Consider the following 20837-nt stretch of genomic DNA (forward strand, 5'->3'; position numbering starts at 1 on the left):
CTAGCTTAGGTATCCAAACTCTCCGTAGTTATAATCTAATATTGCTTTTTCCAGCTCTTCATTATTATTCATAAGAAATGGGCCAAATTGCACAATAGGTTCATTAATTGGCGCTCCGCTTAATAGAAGAATTATGCAGTTTGTTGTAGCTCGCACACTAATTTTGCCATCACCGGGTTTAAAATATACCATTTGATTAGCTTTTATTGGGTGTGCTTCATTTATAATTATATCGCCTTCTAAAACAAGTAGTGCCGTATTATGGTGATTTAAAAATTTAAAATTTACTAAAGCGCCTTTGTTTAGTCGGCCATTATACATTTCTATATCTGTAAAAGTCTCAGCCGGACCATCTATACCTGAATAGTTTCCTGCAATAACTTCAATACAACCTAAATTATTGGCAAGCTCGTAGCGTCCCATATCCTTCCTTTTTATAGGTTGATATTTAGGTGGACATAATTTATGTGCCGCGGGTAAATTTACCCAAAGTTGAACCAACTGTAATGGCCCTCCATTTTTTGAAAACTCAGATTCATAAATTTCTTTATGAAGAATTCCTCTTCCAGCTGTAGTCCATTCAACCTCACCTGCATTAATAATCCCTGTATTTCCCGCACTATCTAAATGTTCAATGGCACCGTAATAAACTAGGGTTACCGATTCTAAACCTCTATGTGGGTGACTATGCACACCAAGTTGTTTATTGCATGCAGCAACATTTATACAGGCATTATAGTCGATTAAATAAAATGGATCTAAATCTATCTTATACCCATCAGGCGTAAAATTATGAACCCTAAATCCATCCCCAATTTTATTAGCTGGCGGAGGATTTAGGATTGCAGTTACATCTCTATAATCAGACATTTTTATTCCTTAATATTAGGCTTGTTTTACAAACTGAACTTCGCCTAAAATTTTAACTTCTTCACTAACCATAACACCACCAGATGCTAAAACAGAATTCCAAGTTAATCCAAAATCTGTACGGTTAATACGTGTTTCGAATGTAAATCCAGCTTTAGTGTTTCCCCAAGGATCTGTAGCTACGCCACCTAATTCAGCATTTAGAGTTACTGATTTAGTAATTCCTTTAATCGTTAAATCTCCACCTATTTTAATATCATCACCATTTTTTGAAAATGAAGTAGATTTAAAATTTAATGTAGGGAATTGCTCAATGTCGAAAAAGTCAGCACTTTTTAAATGCGCATCTCTATCTGCAGTACCAGTATCTATTGATTCTAATTTCCCTTCAAATTCAATTTCAGCATTCGAGAAATCATCATCAGCACTAATTAATGTTGCATTAAAATCTTTAATTCCACCTGTAACGGTAGTGATCATTAAGTGTTTAACTTTAAATTGTAATTCACTATGTGTGGGATCTAAAACCCAATTAATTTTTTCCATAACTTTTAATTTATAAAACAAAGGTAGATTCTAAATATCTGATTACCCTTGATTTATGGTAAGAAATGGAATATGCGAGAAAGTTACTTTTTGAAATTTTTATGCGCTAAATCTTTCCTAACTCTACTTAAAGATTCGGGTGTAATGCCAAGGTAGGAAGCTATCATCCATTGCGGCACCCTCAGTGTTAAGTTAGGATAAAGTTTAATGAAGTGTAAATAGCGCTCTTCGGCAGAAGCGCTTAGTAACATATTAATTCTATGTTGCATAAATCTTATCGAATTATGTAGCATATTGATGTTTAATTCCAGAATTTCTGGAATTACGTGCTTCATATTCACAAAGAAATTTTTATCTACAATTACAACTTCTGTATCTTCAACTGCTTCAATATAATAGGCAGATGGTTCGTTGTACATAAGAGAATTTCTGTCAGATATCATCCAATTTTCAGGGGCAAACTGTATTACGTGTTCTTTACCTTTCTGATCCATAGAAAACATTCTAAGCAGACCACTATTCACAAAATAGGAATCAGACTTGGTATCACCTTCAGAAATAATAATAGTTCCTTTTTTAAAAAATTTAGTTTTAAGGTCGGGAACGGCTTTGTCTGCTTGCTCTTCAGTAATAGATAATTTATCTATTAGATATCTTTTAAAAGAGGTCGCCATTTATTTTTTTGGAGTGGGGATATTGTCAAAATTCACACCGCATTTACAATTAGAGCCACAAGATTGTTTAGCATTAACTGCTTTGTATATCATGCGTACAACATAGGCTAAAGCGGCTATAAATAAAAGAATTACAAGAATTAATTGCACATCCATAAACAAATATAAGTTTAGATTTTTAACAAATGGTCATACTTCTGTTAATCTACCAATAAATTTCTATTATAGCCTAGCGCATGAGGCCAACACTGCCACCTACCCAATTTAAATCCTTGTTGTAATTTACACCTATCATTTTTCCCTTGCTTAGTCGAGCCAAATTAATACAAAGCTGTGGTTCTTGGTTGTCTGGCCATATATACATGAGTCTTAACTCTACTTTAGCCTTGCCATTTGGCGATGGAATAATAGGCGCATAATCTACTTTCTCTTGTATAATCCAGTTTTCTGGATCATCAATTTGGTCAATTATCTCTTTCGAAACGTCTATTATTACGCCTTTTCCTCCAAAAGACATAAGAGGTTTTATAATATATTTAGATAGATCGGTCGGTAGATTATTAATTACGTTATTTAAATAATCGGATTGCGGAAAATATTTACCCTTTAAGTAAGGTAAAATATATTTGGACACGTTGTAAAACCAATTTGGATGGGTAATCCATTCTACATTTAATGCATGCGTTGGATTAAAGTGGGCTGTTAGTAAATGAGGTTTTGATGCGATTTCATCAAAAATTAAACGATTATAAATTCTTTTGATCTGTGTTTTTTCATTGTTTCTTAGGTAGTACAAATCATTGTTTTCTTCAAAAACTTCCTCCAGGGCTACAATTTGAATACCCAATGCTTCACATGTAATTTTAAAATCAATTAAAGTTTTTTGATGATGCGCATCAACATCCAACAACACAACTTCCTTTTCATTATGGTCGCCTACAATAACTTTTTTAAGAAGATTAAACATAGATGTTTTGTCAAAATCCCCAAAATAAGGGCTCATTTCAGGGTTTATGTTAAAATGCTTCTTATACATTTCAGCTAAATAATCCTGGAATCCAAATAATGAGGGGAAGCCTTGTAATTCTATAAGCTTAGGTTGTAGTTGACCGTTTTCTGTTTCGGTAATAGCAAAATCCAAAGCCAAAAAATGAGGATGTGTATTTTGGTTTGGAACATTCCACTCCTTTGGGATAGAAGATTGAGTTAACGAATTAAAATTAGGAGATTTAATGAAATTTATAATCTCTTGTCCTGCTTCAATAAGTTGAGTTTTTAAATCTTCGGATATAAAAAAGGGTGCTTCTGCTATTCTAAAAGGAATTGGGCCATAGGTTGATTCAATTTCATTCAAGAATTTTAAATAAGCCAGCTCCTCATAATTCTCATTAAAAGATATATTATCGTTAACCATATAGATTAAGCTAATTGTTGGACTGCATTCATTAAAAAATTTGGCAAAATAGTCTCAAAAGTATGCGGGATACGTTCTGGGTGATTAAGATTTTCGATCATTTCTGAATAAACCTTAGCGCTATAATTCTCTTCTATTAATTTTTTAATTTCTGGTTTGTGCAAAAATAATTTAACGCCAATTGGATTTGCTTCTGGATGGAATTGTGTGCCAATCATTTCCCTTGAAAACCGAATGGCCATTAAACAACGTTCCTGATCTGGATTAGGATGAGGGTTTTCTATTGCCAGAATAACTGCTTTTTTATTTTTTAAATTTTCGGCATTTGGATTTACCACTTGCCAATTTCTATTGTCAATAGAGTAAAATACGGGCTTAAGGCCTTTAAATATGGGTTCGTTTTCACCTTCTGGAGTTAAATAAACTGGAAAAACTCCGGCTGCTATTTTTTCTCTTCGGGTTAGTGTCCCTAATTTATACTTCATACAAGCCAACTGAAAAGAATGACAAATTAAGAAAGTGAACTTTTTTTGAGAAGCTTGAAGATTATGCTCATCTAAAGCATCTAATAGATTAAATAAATCTTCTTCCCATTTATGTCCATTCCCATCATAGGGACTACCTGGGCCACCTGTTGAAATATAAATATCGAATCCTAAATCTGGAATTTCACCTTTATTTCTTAGGGCAAAAGATTGAGTATAAAAAATCACATCATGTTGAAGTTGAAAATCTTCCAAAATCGAATAAATGCTGGGTAGAGCTTGATTGGGTTTACCATTATTTAAATCAATAATTGCGACTTTTATATCTTTTAGTTTTTGCATCAATTTAATCCTGTTAGGGTAGACGAAGTAATAAAATCTACCACTGTTTCTAAGCTTTGGGTTTTGTTAAATAATTCTAGTTGTCTGTCTGCGCCTGTTCCATTTTTTAAAATGGTATGCACATATTCAATATCTTTTCTTGAGCCTAAATCATCCACCACATCATCCACAAAATCTAGGAGTTCTAGTAAAAGGCTTTTACATTCTACTTCCTTTTCCTTGCCAAAATCGATTAATTTCCCATCGATACCGTATCTGGCTGCTCTCCATTTATTTTCATTAATTAAGGCTCTTGAGTAATTTATATAATTCATGTTTTGCAACCGTAGCTTATATAATTTTGCGCAAAGAGCTTGAAACAATGCTACAAAAGTCATGGTTTCATCTATTAAAGTTGGGCAGTCACAAATTCTAAACTCAATTGTATCATAAATTGGATGTATCCTTAAATCCCACCAAATTTTTTTGGCGCTATCCATACAATTGGTTTTTATCAGCAGCTTTACATAATTATCATAATCTTCGATACTATTAAAAATATCGGGGATTCCAGTTCTCGGAAACTTATCGAAAACCTTAGTTCTAAACGATTTATAGCCTGTATTTCTACCTTCCCAAAATGGGGAGTTGGTAGACATAGCAAACACATGAGGCAAGAAATATCTTACTTGGTTGGCAATTTGAATCGCTAAATCTCTAGATTGGAAACCAATGTGGACGTGTAAACCAAAAATTAGATTAGATCTTGCGGCTTCTTGAAATTCATTAATAATTTCAGAATATCTTGGGTGGTCGGTAATTAATTGTTTATCCCAATGAGAAAAAGGATGCGTTCCGGCGGCACCAATTTTCAGGCCTAAATCTTCTGCTAATTTAGAAACGTATAACCTTAAGTCGGTTATTTCCTTCCTGGCTTGTTCAGTATTGTTACAGATTTTTGTTCCAACCTCAACAACTGCTTGGTGCATTTCTGCTTTTACCTGATCACCATATTTACTTTGAGCTGCTTCAACAATCTTTTGATCGTGAGAAGTTAGTTCTCTGGAAACAGGATCAATAACCATATATTCCTCTTCTACGCCAATGGTAAACTTGTTCATTATAATAAAAACTATTCCTTAAATCGTATTTGGTAATTATTACCAACTAATAACCTTTGTTAAGTTATGGTTTTAATAGGTAGTAATCAATTTTAGCTTAAAAATTAACCTTTCATAAAAGCTAAATGTAAATGTACATTCTTTTTAACAACCGATTTAAGTTAAAATTTGATAAAAAAATCTGTTATCTGAAAAAAATTAAATGCCATAAAATCACTTATTTATTTACTAATAGCTGAATATCTGAATCTTAAAGCGCTTTATGCCAATAAAAATCTCAATATTTTCCATATTTTCTATGTATCTTTGCGCCTTATTTTACAAATTCAATGCAAAAAGTTAGAAATATTGCCATAATTGCCCATGTCGATCATGGAAAAACCACCTTGGTTGACAAAATTCTTCATTCATGTTCTATCTTTAGAGATAATGAACAGTCAGGCGATTTAATCCTTGATAATAATGATTTAGAGCGCGAGCGTGGAATTACAATTGTTTCGAAGAACGTATCCGTTAAATACAAAGACGTAAAAATCAATATTATAGATACCCCTGGTCACGCCGATTTTGGTGGTGAGGTAGAGCGTGTTTTAAAAATGGCCGATGGTGTTATCTTGTTGTGCGATGCTTTTGAAGGAGCAATGCCTCAAACGCGTTTTGTAACGCAAAAAGCACTAGCATTAGGTTTAAAACCTATCGTTGTTGTAAACAAAGTTGATAAAGAAAACTGTCGCCCGGAAGAAGTTTACGAACAAATATTCGAATTGTTTTTTAACCTAGAAGCTACAGAAGAGCAATTAGATTTTCCTGTAATTTATGGTTCATCTAAACAAGGTTGGATGAGTACCGACTATAAAAAACCTACTACAGATATTTTCCCATTAATGGATGCTATTTTGGAGCATATTCCACCAGCACCAAATAATGAGGGAACACTTCAAATGCAAATTACCTCTTTAGATTATTCATCATTTGTTGGTCGTATTGCAATTGGTAGAGTTCATAGAGGAAAAATCTCTGAAAATCAGCCTATCACTTTAATTAAAAGAGATGGTAAGCTTGTAAAATCAAGAGTAAAAGAACTATATACTTTTGATGGTTTAGGAAAAGTAAAAATCTCAGAAGTTGTTTCAGGCGATATTTGTGCGGTAGTTGGTATTGAGGGGTTTGAAATTGGTGATACAATTGCAGATTTTGAGAATCCAGAACAATTGCCAGTAATTAAAATTGATGAGCCAACGATGAACATGTTGTTCACCATTAATAACTCACCATTTTTTGGTAAAGAAGGAAAATTTGTTACCTCTCAACGTTTAAGAGAGCGTTTATATAAAGAGATGGAGAAAAATTTGGCTCTAAAAGTAATTGAGACAAATACTCCAGATTCATATTTGGTATATGGAAGAGGTATTCTTCACTTATCAGTTCTTATAGAAACCATGCGTAGAGAAGGCTATGAGTTACAAGTTGGTCAGCCTCAAGTTATTGTTAAAGAAATTGATGGGGTTAAATGTGAGCCTATTGAAACTTTAATTGTTGATTCGCCTGCAGATGTTGCTGGAAAGGTTATTGAATTAGTAACTCAACGTAAAGGTGAGTTATTAGTAATGGAACCAAAAGGTGATTTACAACATTTAGAATTCGAAATTCCATCAAGAGGTATCATCGGATTAAGAAATAATATTCTTACAGCTACTGCTGGAGAAGCTATCATGGCGCATAGATTTAAAGCGTATGAGCCTTGGAAGGGTAGTATCCCGGGTAGATTAAATGGTGTTCTTGTATCAATGGAAAAAGGACAAACTACTGCTTATTCAATTGATAAGTTACAAGATAGAGGTCGTTTCTTTGTTGAGCCAGGTGTAGAGGTTTATGAAGGTCAAATTATGGGTGAGCACATCCGTGATAACGACTTAGTAGTAAACTTAGTTAAAGGTAAAGCTTTAACCAATATGCGTGCTTCTGGTTCTGATGATAATACTAGAATTGCTCCTGCTACAAAATTCTCATTGGAAGAAGCAATGGAATATATCCAGGCAGACGAGTATATAGAAATAACACCTGTTAGTATGAGGCTTCGTAAGATTTATTTAAAAGAAAACGAGCGAAAAGTTAACGCGAAACAATTTCAATAAAATATAAGCCGAACTTTTAGTTCGGCTTTTTTTTATGCTTTAATAAATCATTTATTCTTAAAATAATATAAAAAGTGGGTTTGTGGGAGTTATTAAATAGAAAAATTAAATCAATTTAGATAATTTCCTTTTTTTTAATTAATTTACCTTAAATTTAATTTCTAGGTTATCAATTAATTAACATGCAACTCAAACACACACTTGAATCTGTTAGGAGATTAACATTATCTTATCGAAATTTTATAAATTCTTTGAGTGAAGAAGAATTTATAAAAAGGCCTTCTGCCGATGCCTGGTCTTATAGTGAGATATATTTTCATATTTTCGATGCCAGTTTATTATCTATCCGAGTAATAGAGAATATAGATGCGGGTAGGGACGAAGCAGGCCGACTTTCTTTAATCGGTAGGTTTATATTGTATTTTGGTGTTTTTCCTCCTTTCATAAAAATTAAAGCACCAAAACATATAATTAACAGATTAAAGTCAATTTCCAAAGCAGAAGCACTTTCACTTATAGAAACTTTCGAAACAAAGTTTATTTTTGTCGGGAATAAAACCTCCGATATTTGCATTGAAAACCGAGTGAAACATGGGGCATTGGGTTATTTAAATAGATTGGATTGGTTTAGATTTATAGAAGTTCATTTAAAACATCATTTAAAACAAATAGATCGCACAGAAAAGGCGTTTTTAAAATTAAAATAGGATGAGATATTTATACTTAGTATTGGTGGTAGCATTTTTTTCTTCATGTTCTGGAGAATCTAACAAGCAAGAAGCAATTAAAATGCCCGAAGGACAACTTCCAACTTTAACTTCAGATGAATCTGCAAGAGCAGGTTTAACTGTTAATCCTGAACACGGACAACCGGGTCACGATTGTTCGCTACCAGTTGGTGCTCCATTTAAACCAGTTGCATCACCTGTTAATACTCCTGCAAATGGATTAAATCCTGAACACGGAATGCCAGGTCACGATTGTTCATTGCCAGTTGGAGCGCCTTTAAAATCGGCTGCAACGCAAGCTACACCTGCTGCACCAGTTGGTACTGCACCAGCTAAAAGCGCACAACCTTCAAAAGGTGAAGTAATTCAAGAGGCAAACGGCGGATAACCAATAGAAATACCCTATTTTTATTGCATGATAAAAATACCGGCCATTAAAGGGTTTGACGAACAAGCATTTCAAAAGTATTTTAAAAATACTGGATGGTTAATGTTTGGCAAGCTTTTAAGCCTAATCGTTGGATTAATAATTGCCAGGTATTTAGGACCTACGGGTTTCGGAGATTTAAATTTTATTTTAGCTTTAGTGGCTATTATGGCTGCGGTTGGGGCATTAGGTCTGGATACATTTATAATCCGTGAACTTATTAATGAACCCAATAAACAAAATGAAATATTAGGTACCTCTCTAGGATTAAGGGTAATTGTAAACGCCTTACTTATTCCTATTACAGTAGCTTTTTACCTGTTTTTTTATGATCAGGTAGAAGTTAAAGCAACACCACTTACTTTATTGGTTGTTTTACTTTCTGGCGCTTCTTTCTTTAAATCTTTCAATGTTATTGATGCTTACTTTCAATCGCAAGTAAAATCAAAATATGTAGTACATGTTCAGAACACAGTACTATTAGTTGCTGCGGCTTTAAAAATTATAGTCGTAAGTCTGGGTCTATCATTATTTTGGATTGTACTGGTTCTTTTTATAGAAGGATTTATTTTAGCAATAGGATTAATTGCTATTTATCAGAAAAAGGGAGGGAATATTTATAACTGGACATTCAGTTGGGAAAGAGGAAAAGGGTTATTAGCAAAATCATTCCCATTAATTTTATCAGCTGTAATGGTGTCTATTTATATGAAAATAGATCAGGTTATGCTTATGGCAGTTGGTAGAGAGGCTGTGGGAATTTATAGTGCGGCTGCCAATTTAAGTGAAGCATGGTATTTTATTCCGGTAGCAATAGTTACATCGGTTTTTCCGGCAATTATTCATGCTAGGAAGACAGATTTACCTAGATATAAAAAGCGTTTAGGAAATTTATACGATTTATTAGTTTTAATTAGTTTACCAGTAGCTTTATTCATCAGCTTCTTTGCTGAAGATATCACTATGTTGGTTTATGGTGAAAAATTCCCTGGTGTAGGCATTATTTTATCTATTCATATTTGGTCGGGCGTATTTGTGTTTTTGGGTAGTGCTAGCTCTCAATATTTAATTGCAGAAGGATATACATCAATTTCTTTTTACAGGACTGCAACGGGTGCCATAGTAAATGTTGTTTTAAATTTATGGTTAATTCCATTGTATGGAGGTGTGGGGGCATCTATAGCTACCTTAGTTGCTTGTGCAGTAACCACTTTTTATCTTTTAATTTTATCAAAAACACGAGAGCAAGGAATTATGATGTTAAAATCTTTATTTTTGATTTCATCAATCCAAAAACTTAAAAAACATTGAGTACGCTAAACGCCGTAATGGCATTAATAAAAGATCCAAAATCTGTAAAAGCTCTATTATCATTTAGAAAAAAGGGCTATTTAAATTCAATAGGTTGGTTTAATGCATATAAAACCAAATCTGCAATAGATGGTCAAGGTAATGCTATTCCTTGGGTAACCTACTCGTTTATAGATTTCATACAAGATAGAATCAAAAAATCTCACCTTATATTCGAATATGGTTCGGGAAGTTCTACAAAATATTATGCTTTAAGAGCGGCGAGCGTTGTTTCTGTTGAACATGATAAAGAATGGTTTGAAAAAGTTAAAAAAGAAAGCCCTTCAAATGCTGAAATTATATTTTGCGCATTATCTAAGAATGGAGAATATAGTAAAATGGCAAAATCTACCCAACATAAATTCGATTTAATTATTGTTGATGGACGGGATAGAGTAAACTGCTGTATAAATAGTGTAGAAGCATTATCAGAAAGTGGTGTAATAGTATTAGATGATAGTGAACGAATGGAATATGAGCCGGCTAGGAAATTTCTTAAAGCTGAAGGTTTTAAGGAACTAAGTTTTAGTGGTATTTCGCCAGGACTATTTTATTTGAAATCTACATCCGTTTTTTATAAACCCAACAATTGTTTAGATATATAAAATCTATTATATGTTAAATCAAGATTTTAAAGAAGCATATAATCAGTTTTACATTAACAATGATAATGAATGGCGATTAATGAGCGCCAAGGCAAAAGCTGCGCATATATTTGAAGTCTGTAAAAATTTAAAGCCTAAAAAAGTTTTAGAAGTTGGAGCGGGCGATGGTAGTATTTTACATTTTCTTAATGAAGCACATTTTGGAGAGGAGTTATATGCGGTTGAGATTGCTGAGTCCGGGGTAGATCAAATAAGAAACAGGAATTTAGAAAGACTGGTAGATGTACAGCAGTTTGATGGCTATACATTACCATTTCCAGATAAAAGTTTCGATTTAATAGTGCTCTCGCATGTATTGGAGCACGTAGAACATGAGCGAATTTTATTAAGGGAATTAAAAAGAGTAGCAAATTATATAGTTATTGAAGTACCTAAAGATTATAGGTATGGGGTTGATCATAGAATGGCACATTTTTTAAATTATGGTCATATCAATATGTACACTCCAACTCTGTTAAGGTTTTTGTTGAAAAGTGAAAGCTTAGAAGTAGTTAAGGATATGACTTCCTTAACCGATCCAAAAACGGTAGAATACAATATTTATGTTAATTTAAAACAGTCGAAATCCTTATTTAAAACAGCAAAAATTCATCTAGAATATTGGGTGAAAAAGGTGTTTGGTGAAATTTTGGGAAAGAAAAAACAAGAACAATATGCCAATGCATATACCGTTTTAGTTAAAAGTAGTGATCACGAAGTATCAATTTTTTAAGAATGCAGAATTTTGCTCCTGTTGCTTTATTTGTTTACAATAGACCAGATCATACTTTAAGAACTTTAAATTTTCTTAAAAAAAATGAATTGGCTTCTGAAAGCCGACTTTTTATTTTTTCTGATGGAAATAAAAATGAGCGTGATGCTAAAAAAGTAGAAGAAGTACGGGATTTAATAAAAAATATTGATGGTTTTAAATCTGTAGAGGTTATACTGCAGGATCGGAATTTGGGTTTAGCTAATAATATTATTTTTGGGGTTACAGATTTGGTAAAAAAGTATGGGAAAGTAATTGTTTTAGAAGACGATTTAATCACATCCCCTTTTACACTAACCTATTTTAATGAAGCGCTAAATATTTATAAAGATCAATCGGAAGTGATGCATATTGGCGCTTATATGTATCCTTTAAAAGAAAAAAACTTACCAGAAACATTTTTTTATAGAGCGGCATCTAGTTGGGGTTGGGCTACCTGGGATAGAGCTTGGGAAAATTTCAATCCAGATATTGATGATTTAATGCGCCAGTTTGATGCCAAAAAAATAAAGGATTTTTCTATCGATCATTCCATGAATTTTTGGAAACAAATGAGAGAGTTTAAAAATGGTAAGAACAACAGTTGGGCAATACGCTGGTATGCTTCTATATTTTTAAAAGGCGGATTAACTTTAAATCCTGCACATTCTTTGGTGAACAATATAGGGCATGATGGTTCTGGTGTACATTCTGGGATAAATGACATTTACAATGTGATTATACACCCCAAAAGAATAGAAAACTTTCCGACAGAAATAAAAGAATCAGAAACCGCCTATTTGGCCATCAGGCATTTCCTTAAAAATAGGAAAGGATCAATTTTTGAGCGCATAAAACGTTATTTAAAAACAAAATTTGCACGTTAATTTTAAATAAATAGCACATTAATCGTAATTTTATAACCATTGAAGGTACTGCATATAAATACATACGATGGTAATGGTGGAGCTGGTCGCGCTTGTTTGCGATTAAATGCTGCATTAATTGACAGTGGAGTAGATTCTAAAGTTCTCGTATTGTATAAATTTAATCCCAGTTCACCTACAAAAGGTATTAGCGAAACATTTCTGGGAAAGATTAAAGCAGTATTTAATATTTTTTCTGAACGTTATCTTTCAAAATGGCTGTCTAAGTCAATAGGTATCCCATTTAGTATTCAAAAATTCGGAGTAGATATTTCTAAGCGAATGGAAGTTTTAGAAGCAGATATTATTCATATTCATTGGGTAAACCATGGGTTTTTAAAACCTGCAGATTTGGCTAAACTTGAGGAATTGGAAAAGCCTATTTTCTGGACCTTTCACGATAGTAATGCATTTACTGGAGGTTGTCATGTACGCTATACCTGCGAAAATTATTATAGTCAATGTGGTCATTGCCCAGTTTTAAAGATTTCGGGTAATCATGATGCTTCTCACGTTAATTGGAAAAGTAAAGAGTTAAATTATTCCAAAGTAAACTTTAAGATTATTGCCCCAAGTACTTGGATGAAGAACTCGGTTAAGCTTAGTAGTTTATTGGGAACTCGTGAGGTTCGCGTAATTCCAAATACTTTAGAAACTCATATATTTAAACCTTATGTAAAGGCAGAGGCCAAAAAAATTCTGAATATAGAACCGCATAAATTTGTGATTTTAAGTGGTTTTATGCCTTCAAAAAATGATAAGCATAAAGGCACTCAATATCTTTTTGATGCTTTAAATTTATTGAAATTTAAGTCTGTAATTCCTTTAAATGAAATAGAATTGGTGGTCTTTGGTAATAAATCTAATGTAGAACAACCAGATTTACCCATAAAGGTTACATTTTTAGGAACCATTAATAAAGACGAGCATTTGGCGAAGTGTTATTCAGCATCAGATGCATTTATCCTTCCTTCTTTAGAAGATAATTTGCCCAATACCATAATGGAGAGTATGGCGTGTGGGACACCTGTAGTGGCTTTTAAAACCGGTGGTATTCCTGATATGATTAAACATCTAGAAAATGGATATTTATCAGATTATAAATCATCGGACGACTTAGTTGAGGGTATAAATTGGATAATCAATCATCCTGATAGCTATTCACTACAAAAAGAATGTAGAAAAGCAGTCCTAGAAAACTATGCAGAAGAGGTAATTGCAGCTAAACATTTAGAATATTATAGAGGGATATAAAATGATTAAAGTTTCTATAATTACTATTGTTTACAACGATGTAAAAAACATTCGTAGAACCATGCTTTCTGTACTTAATCAAACTTTTAAAAGTATAGAATACATTGTAATTGATGGTGGGTCAACCGATGGCACAAAAAATATTATAGAAGAATATAAAGACAAATTGGCTGTCTATATTTCTGAAAAAGACAATGGTATTTACGATGCCATGAATAAGGGATTAGCGGCTGCAACTGGCGAATATGTATTGTTTATGAATTCGGGTGATGAAATTTACGATCATTCGACTGTTGAGGAAGTGTTTAAAACAGAATTGTCGGCTGATATTTACTACGGAGAAACAGAAATGTTTAATGAGCAATTGGAGAGTTTGGGAAAAAGAAGGCATTCTATTCCTAAATCTTTTAATTGGAAGAGCTTTAAATACGGCATGAATATTAGTCACCAAGCAATTTATATTAAAAAGTCCTTAACCACGCCGTACGACCTACAGTATAAGTATAGTTCAGACATAGATTGGATTATTAAATGCGCGAAAAGAGCCACAAAAATTGTTAATACCAATATGTATGTAGCCAAATATTTAGTGGGCGGTGTTTCAAAACAAAAACATTTTGAAAGTTTAAAAGAGCGCTTTAATATCTTCGCAAAATATTACGGATTAATTCCTACGCTTTTTAATCATGTGGTTATAGCATTCAATTTGGCCACCTACTTTTTAAAAAATCGTCGTACAAACGATTAAAAAATCAAAACAAATTTTTCGGTCAACTTGTATTTATAGAAAATTTACTATTTAGTATGGGAAGATTAATGAATAAAAAGATTGCGGTATTAGCAACTGATGGATTTGAAGAGGTAGAGTTAACTGATCCAGTAAAACGGCTAAAAGAAGAAGGAGCACAGGTAGATGTGGTGAGCTTAAAACGAGGGATGATTAAAGCCTGGAAACATGGAGATTGGTCTATTAAAGTAGGTGTCGATAAAACAATTGATGAGGCAAAAGCTGATGAATACGACGGACTTTTACTGCCTGGAGGAGTAATAAACCCAGATACTTTAAGAACAAAGGAGGAAGCTTTAGCTTTTGTCAGAAACTTCTTTCAGCATAAAAAACCTGTAGCAGCAATTTGCCACGGACCTCAAACATTAATAAATGCAGCAGTTGTAGATGGTAGAAAAATGACCTCTGTAAAAGCCATTAGCAAGGATTTAATTAATGCTGGAGTAAATTGGGTTGATGAAGAGGTTGTGGTAGATAATGGGTTGGTAACCAGTAGAACGCCGGCAGATTTACCTGCCTTTATTCATAAAATTATTGAAGAATTTAGTGAAGGGGTTCATCATGAGGCCTAATACAAATTTGTATTAGGCTAAAATATTTCTTGAAGTTCTTTTAGGTGTGTAATAGTGAGTGGCACATCTTCTGGGACTAATTTTTGAGTAGGATTAAAAAATATAGCATCCATGCCAAAATTTAAAGCGCCATAAATATCTGCTTCTAAACTATCGCCTATCATAATCGCCTCTTCTTTAAAGGCACCAGCCACTTCTAATGCTTGTTTAAATATATGTGGACTAGGTTTATTGTGTCCAATATCTTCTGAAATAAATACATTCTTAAAGTATTTATTTAAATCACAAACCTGTAATTTGGTAGTGGTTGTAGTTTTAAATCCGTTTGAGATAATATGAAGTGTATATTTCTCTTGTAAATAATTTAGAACATCTACAGCGCCTTCAAATAATTTGGTTTTTGTTGGGCTAATGTTAACATATTCGTCTTCAAATTCATAGGGAATATTTTCAGGATTCATACCTAATGACAGAAAAGTAGACTTAAACCTATTTTCTCGAAGATAATCTTTAGTTACTTTACCTAAATGGTATTCTGCCCATAGCCTATGGTTATTTTCGGTATAAATTTCAATAAATTGAGCAGCAGATTTCACGCCTCTTTCCTGAAGTTCATATTTTTCATATAACTCCAACAAAGTTTCTTCTGCATTTCTATCGAAATCCCAAAGCGTATGATCTAAATCAAAAAAGATATGTTTTTTCAAAAAATGTAACTTTTATTAAGCCACAAAATTACAGTTTTTCTCCAAAAGCTAGGTCACCTGCATCTCCTAATCCAGGAACAATATATGATTTAGAGGTCATCTCATTATCAATTGCACCAATCCATAAATGCGCTTCAGGCAAATTGGCTTTAACATGTTCTACCCCTTCAGTGCTGGCAATAGCCGATATTATATGAAGTTCTTTTACCTTAAATCTACTTTTTAAATCCTTACAGGTTAAAACTAAACTCTGTCCAGTTGCTAACATTGGGTCACATAAAATTAAAGTCTTACCGTTTAAATCGGGCGATGTAACATAATCCATTTGAATAGAAAATGCCCCACCTTTATTAACCTTTCTATAAGCACCTATAAAACAAGAAGAAGATCGGTCGAAAACATTCATAACACCTTGATGAAGTGGTAATCCTGCTCTAAGAATTGTCCCTAAAACAGGCTGCTCTTCAAGCACATTACAATCTGCAATACCTAGTGGGGTTTGAATAGATTTTGATATATATTTTAAAGTTTTGCTAAGTTCAAATGCTAAACATTCTCCAATTCTCTCTAAATTTCTTCTAAATCTTAAACGATCGGTTTGTATTTCTACATCTCTGATTTCGGCGATATAGGTATTGCCAATAGAAGGATTTTCTGCTAAAACATATAATTTGGATGAGATTTTATTGGTTTTTTGCATAATCTTAATCTTTTCGTATAGGGAACTCTATTTTATAAATTTAGCATATTTTAATAAAGAAACTACATCTCAATTATTTTAAAATAAACTTTAATTAATTTATTATGCAAGCATATAATTTAAAGCATAAAGAACCTAATAATTTAGAAATTATATAATTTGAAGTTCGATATATTATATCAATCCTTAGATTAAAGTTTTGTATTAATAAGGTTAGTTAGTTAACCTTAGATGGTTTTAATCTTGATTTTTTGAAAGATTGAGTTTTTTTACCAAAATTTTTAGTATTTTTAGATGAAGGAGATGTTGTAATTATATGCAATTTAAAATCGTATCAGATTATGTGCCTACAGGCGATCAGCCACAGGCAATTGAGCAATTGGTAGAAGGGGTAAATTCGGGAGAGCATTATCAAACATTATTAGGGGTTACAGGTTCTGGAAAAACGTTTAGTATTGCCAATGTAATTGAGCGTACGCAAAAACCTACCTTAATTTTAAGTCACAATAAAACTTTGGCAGCCCAGTTATACGGTGAGTTTAAGCAGTTTTTTCCGGAAAATTCTGTCAATTATTTTGTTTCTTATTATGATTATTATCAGCCGGAGGCTTTTATTGCATCAACTAATACCTATATCGAAAAAGATTTAAGTATAAATGAAGAAATAGAAAAGCTGAGATTAAGAACAACTTCTTCTTTAATGTCGGGTAGGAGGGATATAATTGTGGTATCCTCAATTTCTTGTATCTATGGTATGGGAAATCCTGAAGATTTTTCTAAATCTGTTTTTAGAATTGCGGTTGGACTAAAAATCTCAAGAAATTCTTTTTTGCATAGTCTGGTTGAGATTTTATATTCCAGGACAACACATGAATTTAAGCGTGGTACATTTAGAGTGAAAGGAGATACAGTAGATGTGTTTCCAGCCTACTTAGACCATGCTTATAGGATTTCTTTTTTTGGTGACGATATCGAGGAATTAATGCTAATTGATCCTGTTTCAGGAAAAACAATAGAAAAGATGAAGGATATGGCTATTTATCCTGCAAACTTATTTGTTACGCCAAAAGATAGGTTTAATCAAAGTATTTGGGCTATTCAAGAAGAGTTAGAAGTTAGGAAAAACCAGCTGATTGCTGATAATCATATTATTGAAGCTAAGCGATTAGAAGAGCGAACCAATTTTGATATAGAAATGATGAAGGAATTGGGTTATTGTTCGGGTATTGAGAATTATTCAAGGTTTTTTGATGGAAGAACTCCTGGAATGAGACCATTCTGTTTATTAGATTATTTCCCTGACGATTATTTAATGGTGATTGATGAAAGTCATGTTACGGTTCCTCAAATACGAGCCATGTATGGCGGAGATAGGTCTAGGAAATTAGCCTTGGTTGAACATGGTTTTAGGTTGCCCGCTGCGCTTGACAATAGGCCATTAAATTTTAACGAATTTGAAGCCTTGGCACCACAAACAATTTATGTAAGTGCAACACCAGCCGAATACGAATTAGAGAAATCGGATGGCGTTGTTGTAGAACAAGTAATTAGGCCAACTGGATTATTAGATCCAATAATAGATGTTAGACCAGCGGTAAATCAGGTAGATGATTTATTAGATCAAATAGATTTAACAATTAAAGATGGTGGTAGGGTATTGGTAACTACTTTAACCAAAAGAATGGCTGAAGAACTCACAAAATACTTAGATAGAATAAATATAAAAACGAGATATATCCATTCTGAAATTAAAACTTTAGAACGCGTTGAGATTTTAAGGGGATTGCGATTGGGGGAATTTGATGTTCTGGTTGGTATTAATTTATTGAGAGAAGGGTTAGATTTACCAGAAGTAACTTTAGTTGCGATTTTAGATGCAGATAAAGAAGGTTTTTTAAGGTCAGAACGTGCACTTATTCAAACTATAGGACGTGCAGCGAGAAATGAGAAAGGAAGAGTTATCATGTATGCAGACGGCATGACTGATAGTATGACTAAAACGATTGAGGAGACAAATAGGCGTAGGGAAAAACAAATTGCATATAATTTAAAACATGGTATAACGCCTAAAACGGTTGGAAAATCGAGAGAAGCAATATTAGAACAAACATCGGTTGTCGATTTTTCGCAGGCAAACCTTGCTAATAAAGCGCGTGCTTATGTAGAAAATGCTGAATTAAGTATTGCTGCGGACCCTATTGTTCAGTATATGAGTAAAACTGACATGCAAAAAGTAATAGATAAGACTAAAAAAGATATGCAAAAAGCAGCTAAGGAAATGGACTTCCTTCAGGCGGCGAAATTACGTGACGAAATGTTTGCGCTTGAAAAAATGTTTGAAGAAAAATTCGGGAAATAATGAAGAAAATAGGCCTATTTATAATCGTTTCGTTGGTGTCTATAGTTGTAAATGCACAATCTATTGTGTTTCCACTCGGAGGAAATGCATTTAGTAATTTAAAAGACTCAAAAACAATCACCAAATCTGGAATCCAGAATTGGATTAAGCAGGAAGAATTTTTTAATCTTTATATCAGAACTACCACAAAGGGTTTATTAAGTATTGATTTTTCCAATTTCCCAGTAAAAGATGAGGCTGTTCTATCGTTTAAAATAAATGGTGTTGTAAAAACCATAGAATTAAAAAAGGGTGGAACTATGCCGAAGGTATTAACTTGGGGAAATCTGGATACTGGATATTTGAAAATTGAACTTCATGGAATAAAGAAATTTGGCAATCAATTTCCAGCGATAGAACATTTAAACTTAAGTGGTTCAGCTTTAAATGGTCATCCAGCTTTTGTTAAAAATAATGAAGGCAATATGTTTTATTGGGGCAGAAGAGGTCCATCGGTACATTTAACTTATCCGTTGCCAAATAATTTTAATGCAACTTATTTTTATAATGAAATAACCGTTCCTGTGGGAGAAGATGTTATTGGTTCTTATTATATGGCGAATGGCTTCGCTGAGGGCTATTTTGGAATTCAGGTAAATTCAGAAACAGAAAGAAGAATACTGTTTTCCGTATGGAGCCCATTTAATACTGACGATCCAAAGTCGATTCCTGAAGACCAAAAAATTAAGATGTTAAAAAAGGGAAAGGACGTTTATACGGGTGAGTTTGGTAATGAGGGGAGTGGTGGACAAAGCTTTTTAAAATACAATTGGAAGGCAGGAAATACCTATAAATTTTTATTAAAGGGTGAGACTGGTGTAGATAGTACAACTACTTATACAGCTTGGTTTTTTCCACCTGAGTTAGGAGAATGGCAACTTATTGCGAGCTTTAAACGTCCTAAAACGTCCACATATTTAAAAAGATTTCACTCTTTTTTAGAGAATTTTATCCCCGAAACGGGTAATATTAGGCGAAAAGTGGAGTTTAATAATCAATGGGTAGCAGATGCGAAGGGTAATTGGGTGGAGTTAACCCAAGCCAGATTTAGTATGGATAATACGGCTAGATCAAAATTTAGGATGGATTATGCCGGAGGGAAATCAGGGGAAGGATATTATTTAGAGAACTGCGGTTTTTTTAATGAATATACGAATGCGGGGAGTGTATTCTCTCGAATTCCATCAAACAAGCAACCTTTAATAAATTTAAAATCATTAGAATAACAAGCCATATAAAAATGAACGGGCAGAATAGGAAGGATATTTATCCTGGGTTACTAGTAGAAGTAATTTTGAAAAGGGATCAACGTACAGGTGTTTTAACGGAAGGAGTTGTAAAAGCTATATTAACCTCGGCCCCTTTTCATTCGAGAGGTATAAAAGTGAAATTAGAAGATGGTCAGGTTGGTAGAGTAGCAAATATTTTAGAATAGTTACACAGGAGTAAGTCGGCACGTCATTATATTGCAATTATGTGATTTTGCAGTAACAAAATTTTAACGGGTCGGTCTTATATTTGCAATACAAACATTATGGGAATTATAAAATTTATACTGATAACGCTGATTATATTTTATATAATTAGGTTCTTATTGCGCCTAATACTTCCATTATTCTTGCAAAAAGCAGTGAATAAAATGGGACATCAGTTTCAACAGCAACAACAACAATATCGTAGACAAACTCAAAATAAACCAGAAGGTTCAATATCAATTGACTATGTGCCTCCTACGGCAAAATCTGGTAAGACCGATAAATTAGGAGATTTTGTTGATTTCGAAGATTTAAAGGAAAAATAGGTTCTTCATTCCGTTTCATTTCATTTCAGGATTACCCTGGACTGGTCATCCTAAAGGCTCAACCTTGAGTGTAACGAAAGTTGGCCAATGGGATTTGATGAACTAGTCTATGAGATCCTATCGCTTCATTGCATTTCGCTCCAGGAGGACGGGTCGGGGGTCACTACATTGCATTCCGCTCCGGGATTACCCCCGATCGGTCATCCTGGAAGCCTAGCCTTGAGTG

23 protein-coding genes are annotated in these 20837 nt (G+C 33.4%); 14 read left to right on the plus strand and 9 right to left on the minus strand.

The annotated features are described in order from the left end of the window. The 7 genes from VRU49_RS04370 to VRU49_RS04400 all read right to left on the minus strand — a co-directional run bounded on the left by VRU49_RS04370 (position 1) and on the right by VRU49_RS04400 (position 5431). Complete coding sequence (locus VRU49_RS04370) at positions 1-870, minus strand: pirin family protein (RefSeq protein WP_330145565.1); 870 nt, start codon at positions 868-870, stop codon at positions 1-3. Between the two features lie 15 nt (positions 871-885). Then, positions 886-1416, minus strand: coding sequence for a YceI family protein (locus VRU49_RS04375; RefSeq protein WP_330145566.1), 531 nt, complete (start codon positions 1414-1416; stop codon positions 886-888). An 83-nt stretch (positions 1417-1499) separates the two neighbouring features. Beyond that, on the minus strand, positions 1500-2090 hold the full coding sequence (locus tag VRU49_RS04380; protein ID WP_330145567.1) for a Crp/Fnr family transcriptional regulator: 591 nt from the start codon (positions 2088-2090) through the stop codon (positions 1500-1502). Beyond that, a complete protein-coding gene (locus VRU49_RS04385; protein WP_330145568.1) occupies positions 2091-2246 on the minus strand; it encodes a FeoB-associated Cys-rich membrane protein in 156 nt (51 codons plus the stop codon). 73 nt (positions 2247-2319) lie between these two features. Continuing rightward, complete coding sequence (locus tag VRU49_RS04390) at positions 2320-3504, minus strand: hypothetical protein (RefSeq protein WP_330145569.1); 1185 nt, start codon at positions 3502-3504, stop codon at positions 2320-2322. A 5-nt stretch (positions 3505-3509) separates the two neighbouring features. Then, positions 3510-4331: a glutamine amidotransferase-related protein gene (locus VRU49_RS04395; protein ID WP_330145570.1), complete on the minus strand. Its 822-nt coding sequence runs from the start codon at positions 4329-4331 to the stop codon at positions 3510-3512. After that, complete coding sequence (locus VRU49_RS04400) at positions 4331-5431, minus strand: carboxylate-amine ligase (protein ID WP_330145571.1); 1101 nt, start codon at positions 5429-5431, stop codon at positions 4331-4333. Before VRU49_RS04400 ends, VRU49_RS04395 begins: the two co-directional genes overlap by 1 nt. Positions 5432-5760: 329 nt before the next feature. Here VRU49_RS04400 and typA point away from each other — a divergent pair, with 329 nt between their 5' ends. The 10 genes from typA (at position 5761) to VRU49_RS04450 (ending at position 15005) form a co-directional block, all read left to right on the plus strand. Beyond that, complete coding sequence (gene typA, locus VRU49_RS04405; protein WP_330145572.1) at positions 5761-7566, plus strand: translational GTPase TypA; 1806 nt, start codon at positions 5761-5763, stop codon at positions 7564-7566. A 182-nt stretch (positions 7567-7748) separates the two neighbouring features. Then, entirely contained in the window at positions 7749-8273 is a 525-nt protein-coding gene (locus VRU49_RS04410; protein WP_330145573.1) for a DinB family protein, read from the plus strand. Position 8274: 1 nt separating this feature from the next. Continuing rightward, on the plus strand, positions 8275-8682 hold the full coding sequence (locus VRU49_RS04415) for a hypothetical protein (RefSeq protein ID WP_330145574.1): 408 nt from the start codon (positions 8275-8277) through the stop codon (positions 8680-8682). Positions 8683-8709: 27 nt separating this feature from the next. Beyond that, positions 8710-10032, plus strand: coding sequence for a flippase (locus VRU49_RS04420; protein WP_330145575.1), 1323 nt, complete (start codon positions 8710-8712; stop codon positions 10030-10032). Then, entirely contained in the window at positions 10029-10676 is a 648-nt protein-coding gene (locus VRU49_RS04425; protein ID WP_330145576.1) for an FkbM family methyltransferase, read from the plus strand. Before VRU49_RS04420 ends, VRU49_RS04425 begins: the two co-directional genes overlap by 4 nt. A 10-nt stretch (positions 10677-10686) precedes the next feature. After that, a complete protein-coding gene (locus VRU49_RS04430) occupies positions 10687-11448 on the plus strand; it encodes a class I SAM-dependent methyltransferase (RefSeq protein ID WP_330145577.1) in 762 nt (253 codons plus the stop codon). 2 nt (positions 11449-11450) lie between these two features. Further along, a complete protein-coding gene (locus VRU49_RS04435; protein WP_330145578.1) occupies positions 11451-12353 on the plus strand; it encodes a glycosyltransferase family protein in 903 nt (300 codons plus the stop codon). A 39-nt stretch (positions 12354-12392) separates the two neighbouring features. Next, the gene (locus VRU49_RS04440; protein WP_330145579.1) at positions 12393-13646 is read left to right on the plus strand and encodes a glycosyltransferase; all 1254 of its coding nucleotides are present in this window, start codon (positions 12393-12395) and stop codon (positions 13644-13646) included. A 1-nt stretch (position 13647) separates the two neighbouring features. After that, positions 13648-14394 (plus strand): glycosyltransferase family 2 protein, encoded by a 747-nt coding sequence (locus VRU49_RS04445; protein ID WP_330145580.1) that lies wholly within the window; start codon positions 13648-13650, stop codon positions 14392-14394. A 68-nt stretch (positions 14395-14462) separates the two neighbouring features. Beyond that, entirely contained in the window at positions 14463-15005 is a 543-nt protein-coding gene (locus tag VRU49_RS04450; RefSeq protein WP_330145581.1) for a type 1 glutamine amidotransferase domain-containing protein, read from the plus strand. Between the two features lie 17 nt (positions 15006-15022). Here VRU49_RS04450 and VRU49_RS04455 read toward each other — a convergent pair whose 3' ends face one another. Then, positions 15023-15712 carry a YjjG family noncanonical pyrimidine nucleotidase gene (locus VRU49_RS04455; RefSeq protein WP_330145582.1) on the minus strand — a complete coding sequence of 230 codons (690 nt, stop codon included), beginning with the start codon at positions 15710-15712 and terminating at the stop codon, positions 15023-15025. Positions 15713-15740: 28 nt separating this feature from the next. Next, positions 15741-16412 carry a uracil phosphoribosyltransferase gene (upp, locus tag VRU49_RS04460; RefSeq protein WP_330145583.1) on the minus strand — a complete coding sequence of 224 codons (672 nt, stop codon included), beginning with the start codon at positions 16410-16412 and terminating at the stop codon, positions 15741-15743. A 316-nt stretch (positions 16413-16728) separates the two neighbouring features. On the opposite strand from upp, the gene uvrB reads away from it, so the two are divergent. The 4 genes from uvrB to VRU49_RS04480 all read left to right on the plus strand — a co-directional run bounded on the left by uvrB (position 16729) and on the right by VRU49_RS04480 (position 20611). Next, positions 16729-18771: an excinuclease ABC subunit UvrB gene (gene uvrB / locus VRU49_RS04465; protein WP_330145584.1), complete on the plus strand. Its 2043-nt coding sequence runs from the start codon at positions 16729-16731 to the stop codon at positions 18769-18771. Beyond that, positions 18771-20036: a DUF3472 domain-containing protein gene (locus tag VRU49_RS04470; protein WP_330145585.1), complete on the plus strand. Its 1266-nt coding sequence runs from the start codon at positions 18771-18773 to the stop codon at positions 20034-20036. The genes uvrB and VRU49_RS04470 overlap by 1 nt, the downstream gene beginning before the upstream one ends. Before the next feature lie 14 nt (positions 20037-20050). After that, the gene (locus VRU49_RS04475; RefSeq protein ID WP_330145586.1) at positions 20051-20245 is read left to right on the plus strand and encodes a YwbE family protein; all 195 of its coding nucleotides are present in this window, start codon (positions 20051-20053) and stop codon (positions 20243-20245) included. A 99-nt stretch (positions 20246-20344) separates the two neighbouring features. After that, positions 20345-20611 carry a DUF4834 family protein gene (locus tag VRU49_RS04480; protein WP_330145587.1) on the plus strand — a complete coding sequence of 89 codons (267 nt, stop codon included), beginning with the start codon at positions 20345-20347 and terminating at the stop codon, positions 20609-20611. Positions 20612-20837 lie beyond the last annotated feature (226 nt).

The sequence above is a fragment of the Pedobacter flavus genome (assembly GCF_036324285.1).
Taxonomy (GTDB): Bacteria; Bacteroidota; Bacteroidia; order Sphingobacteriales; family Sphingobacteriaceae; genus Pedobacter; species Pedobacter flavus.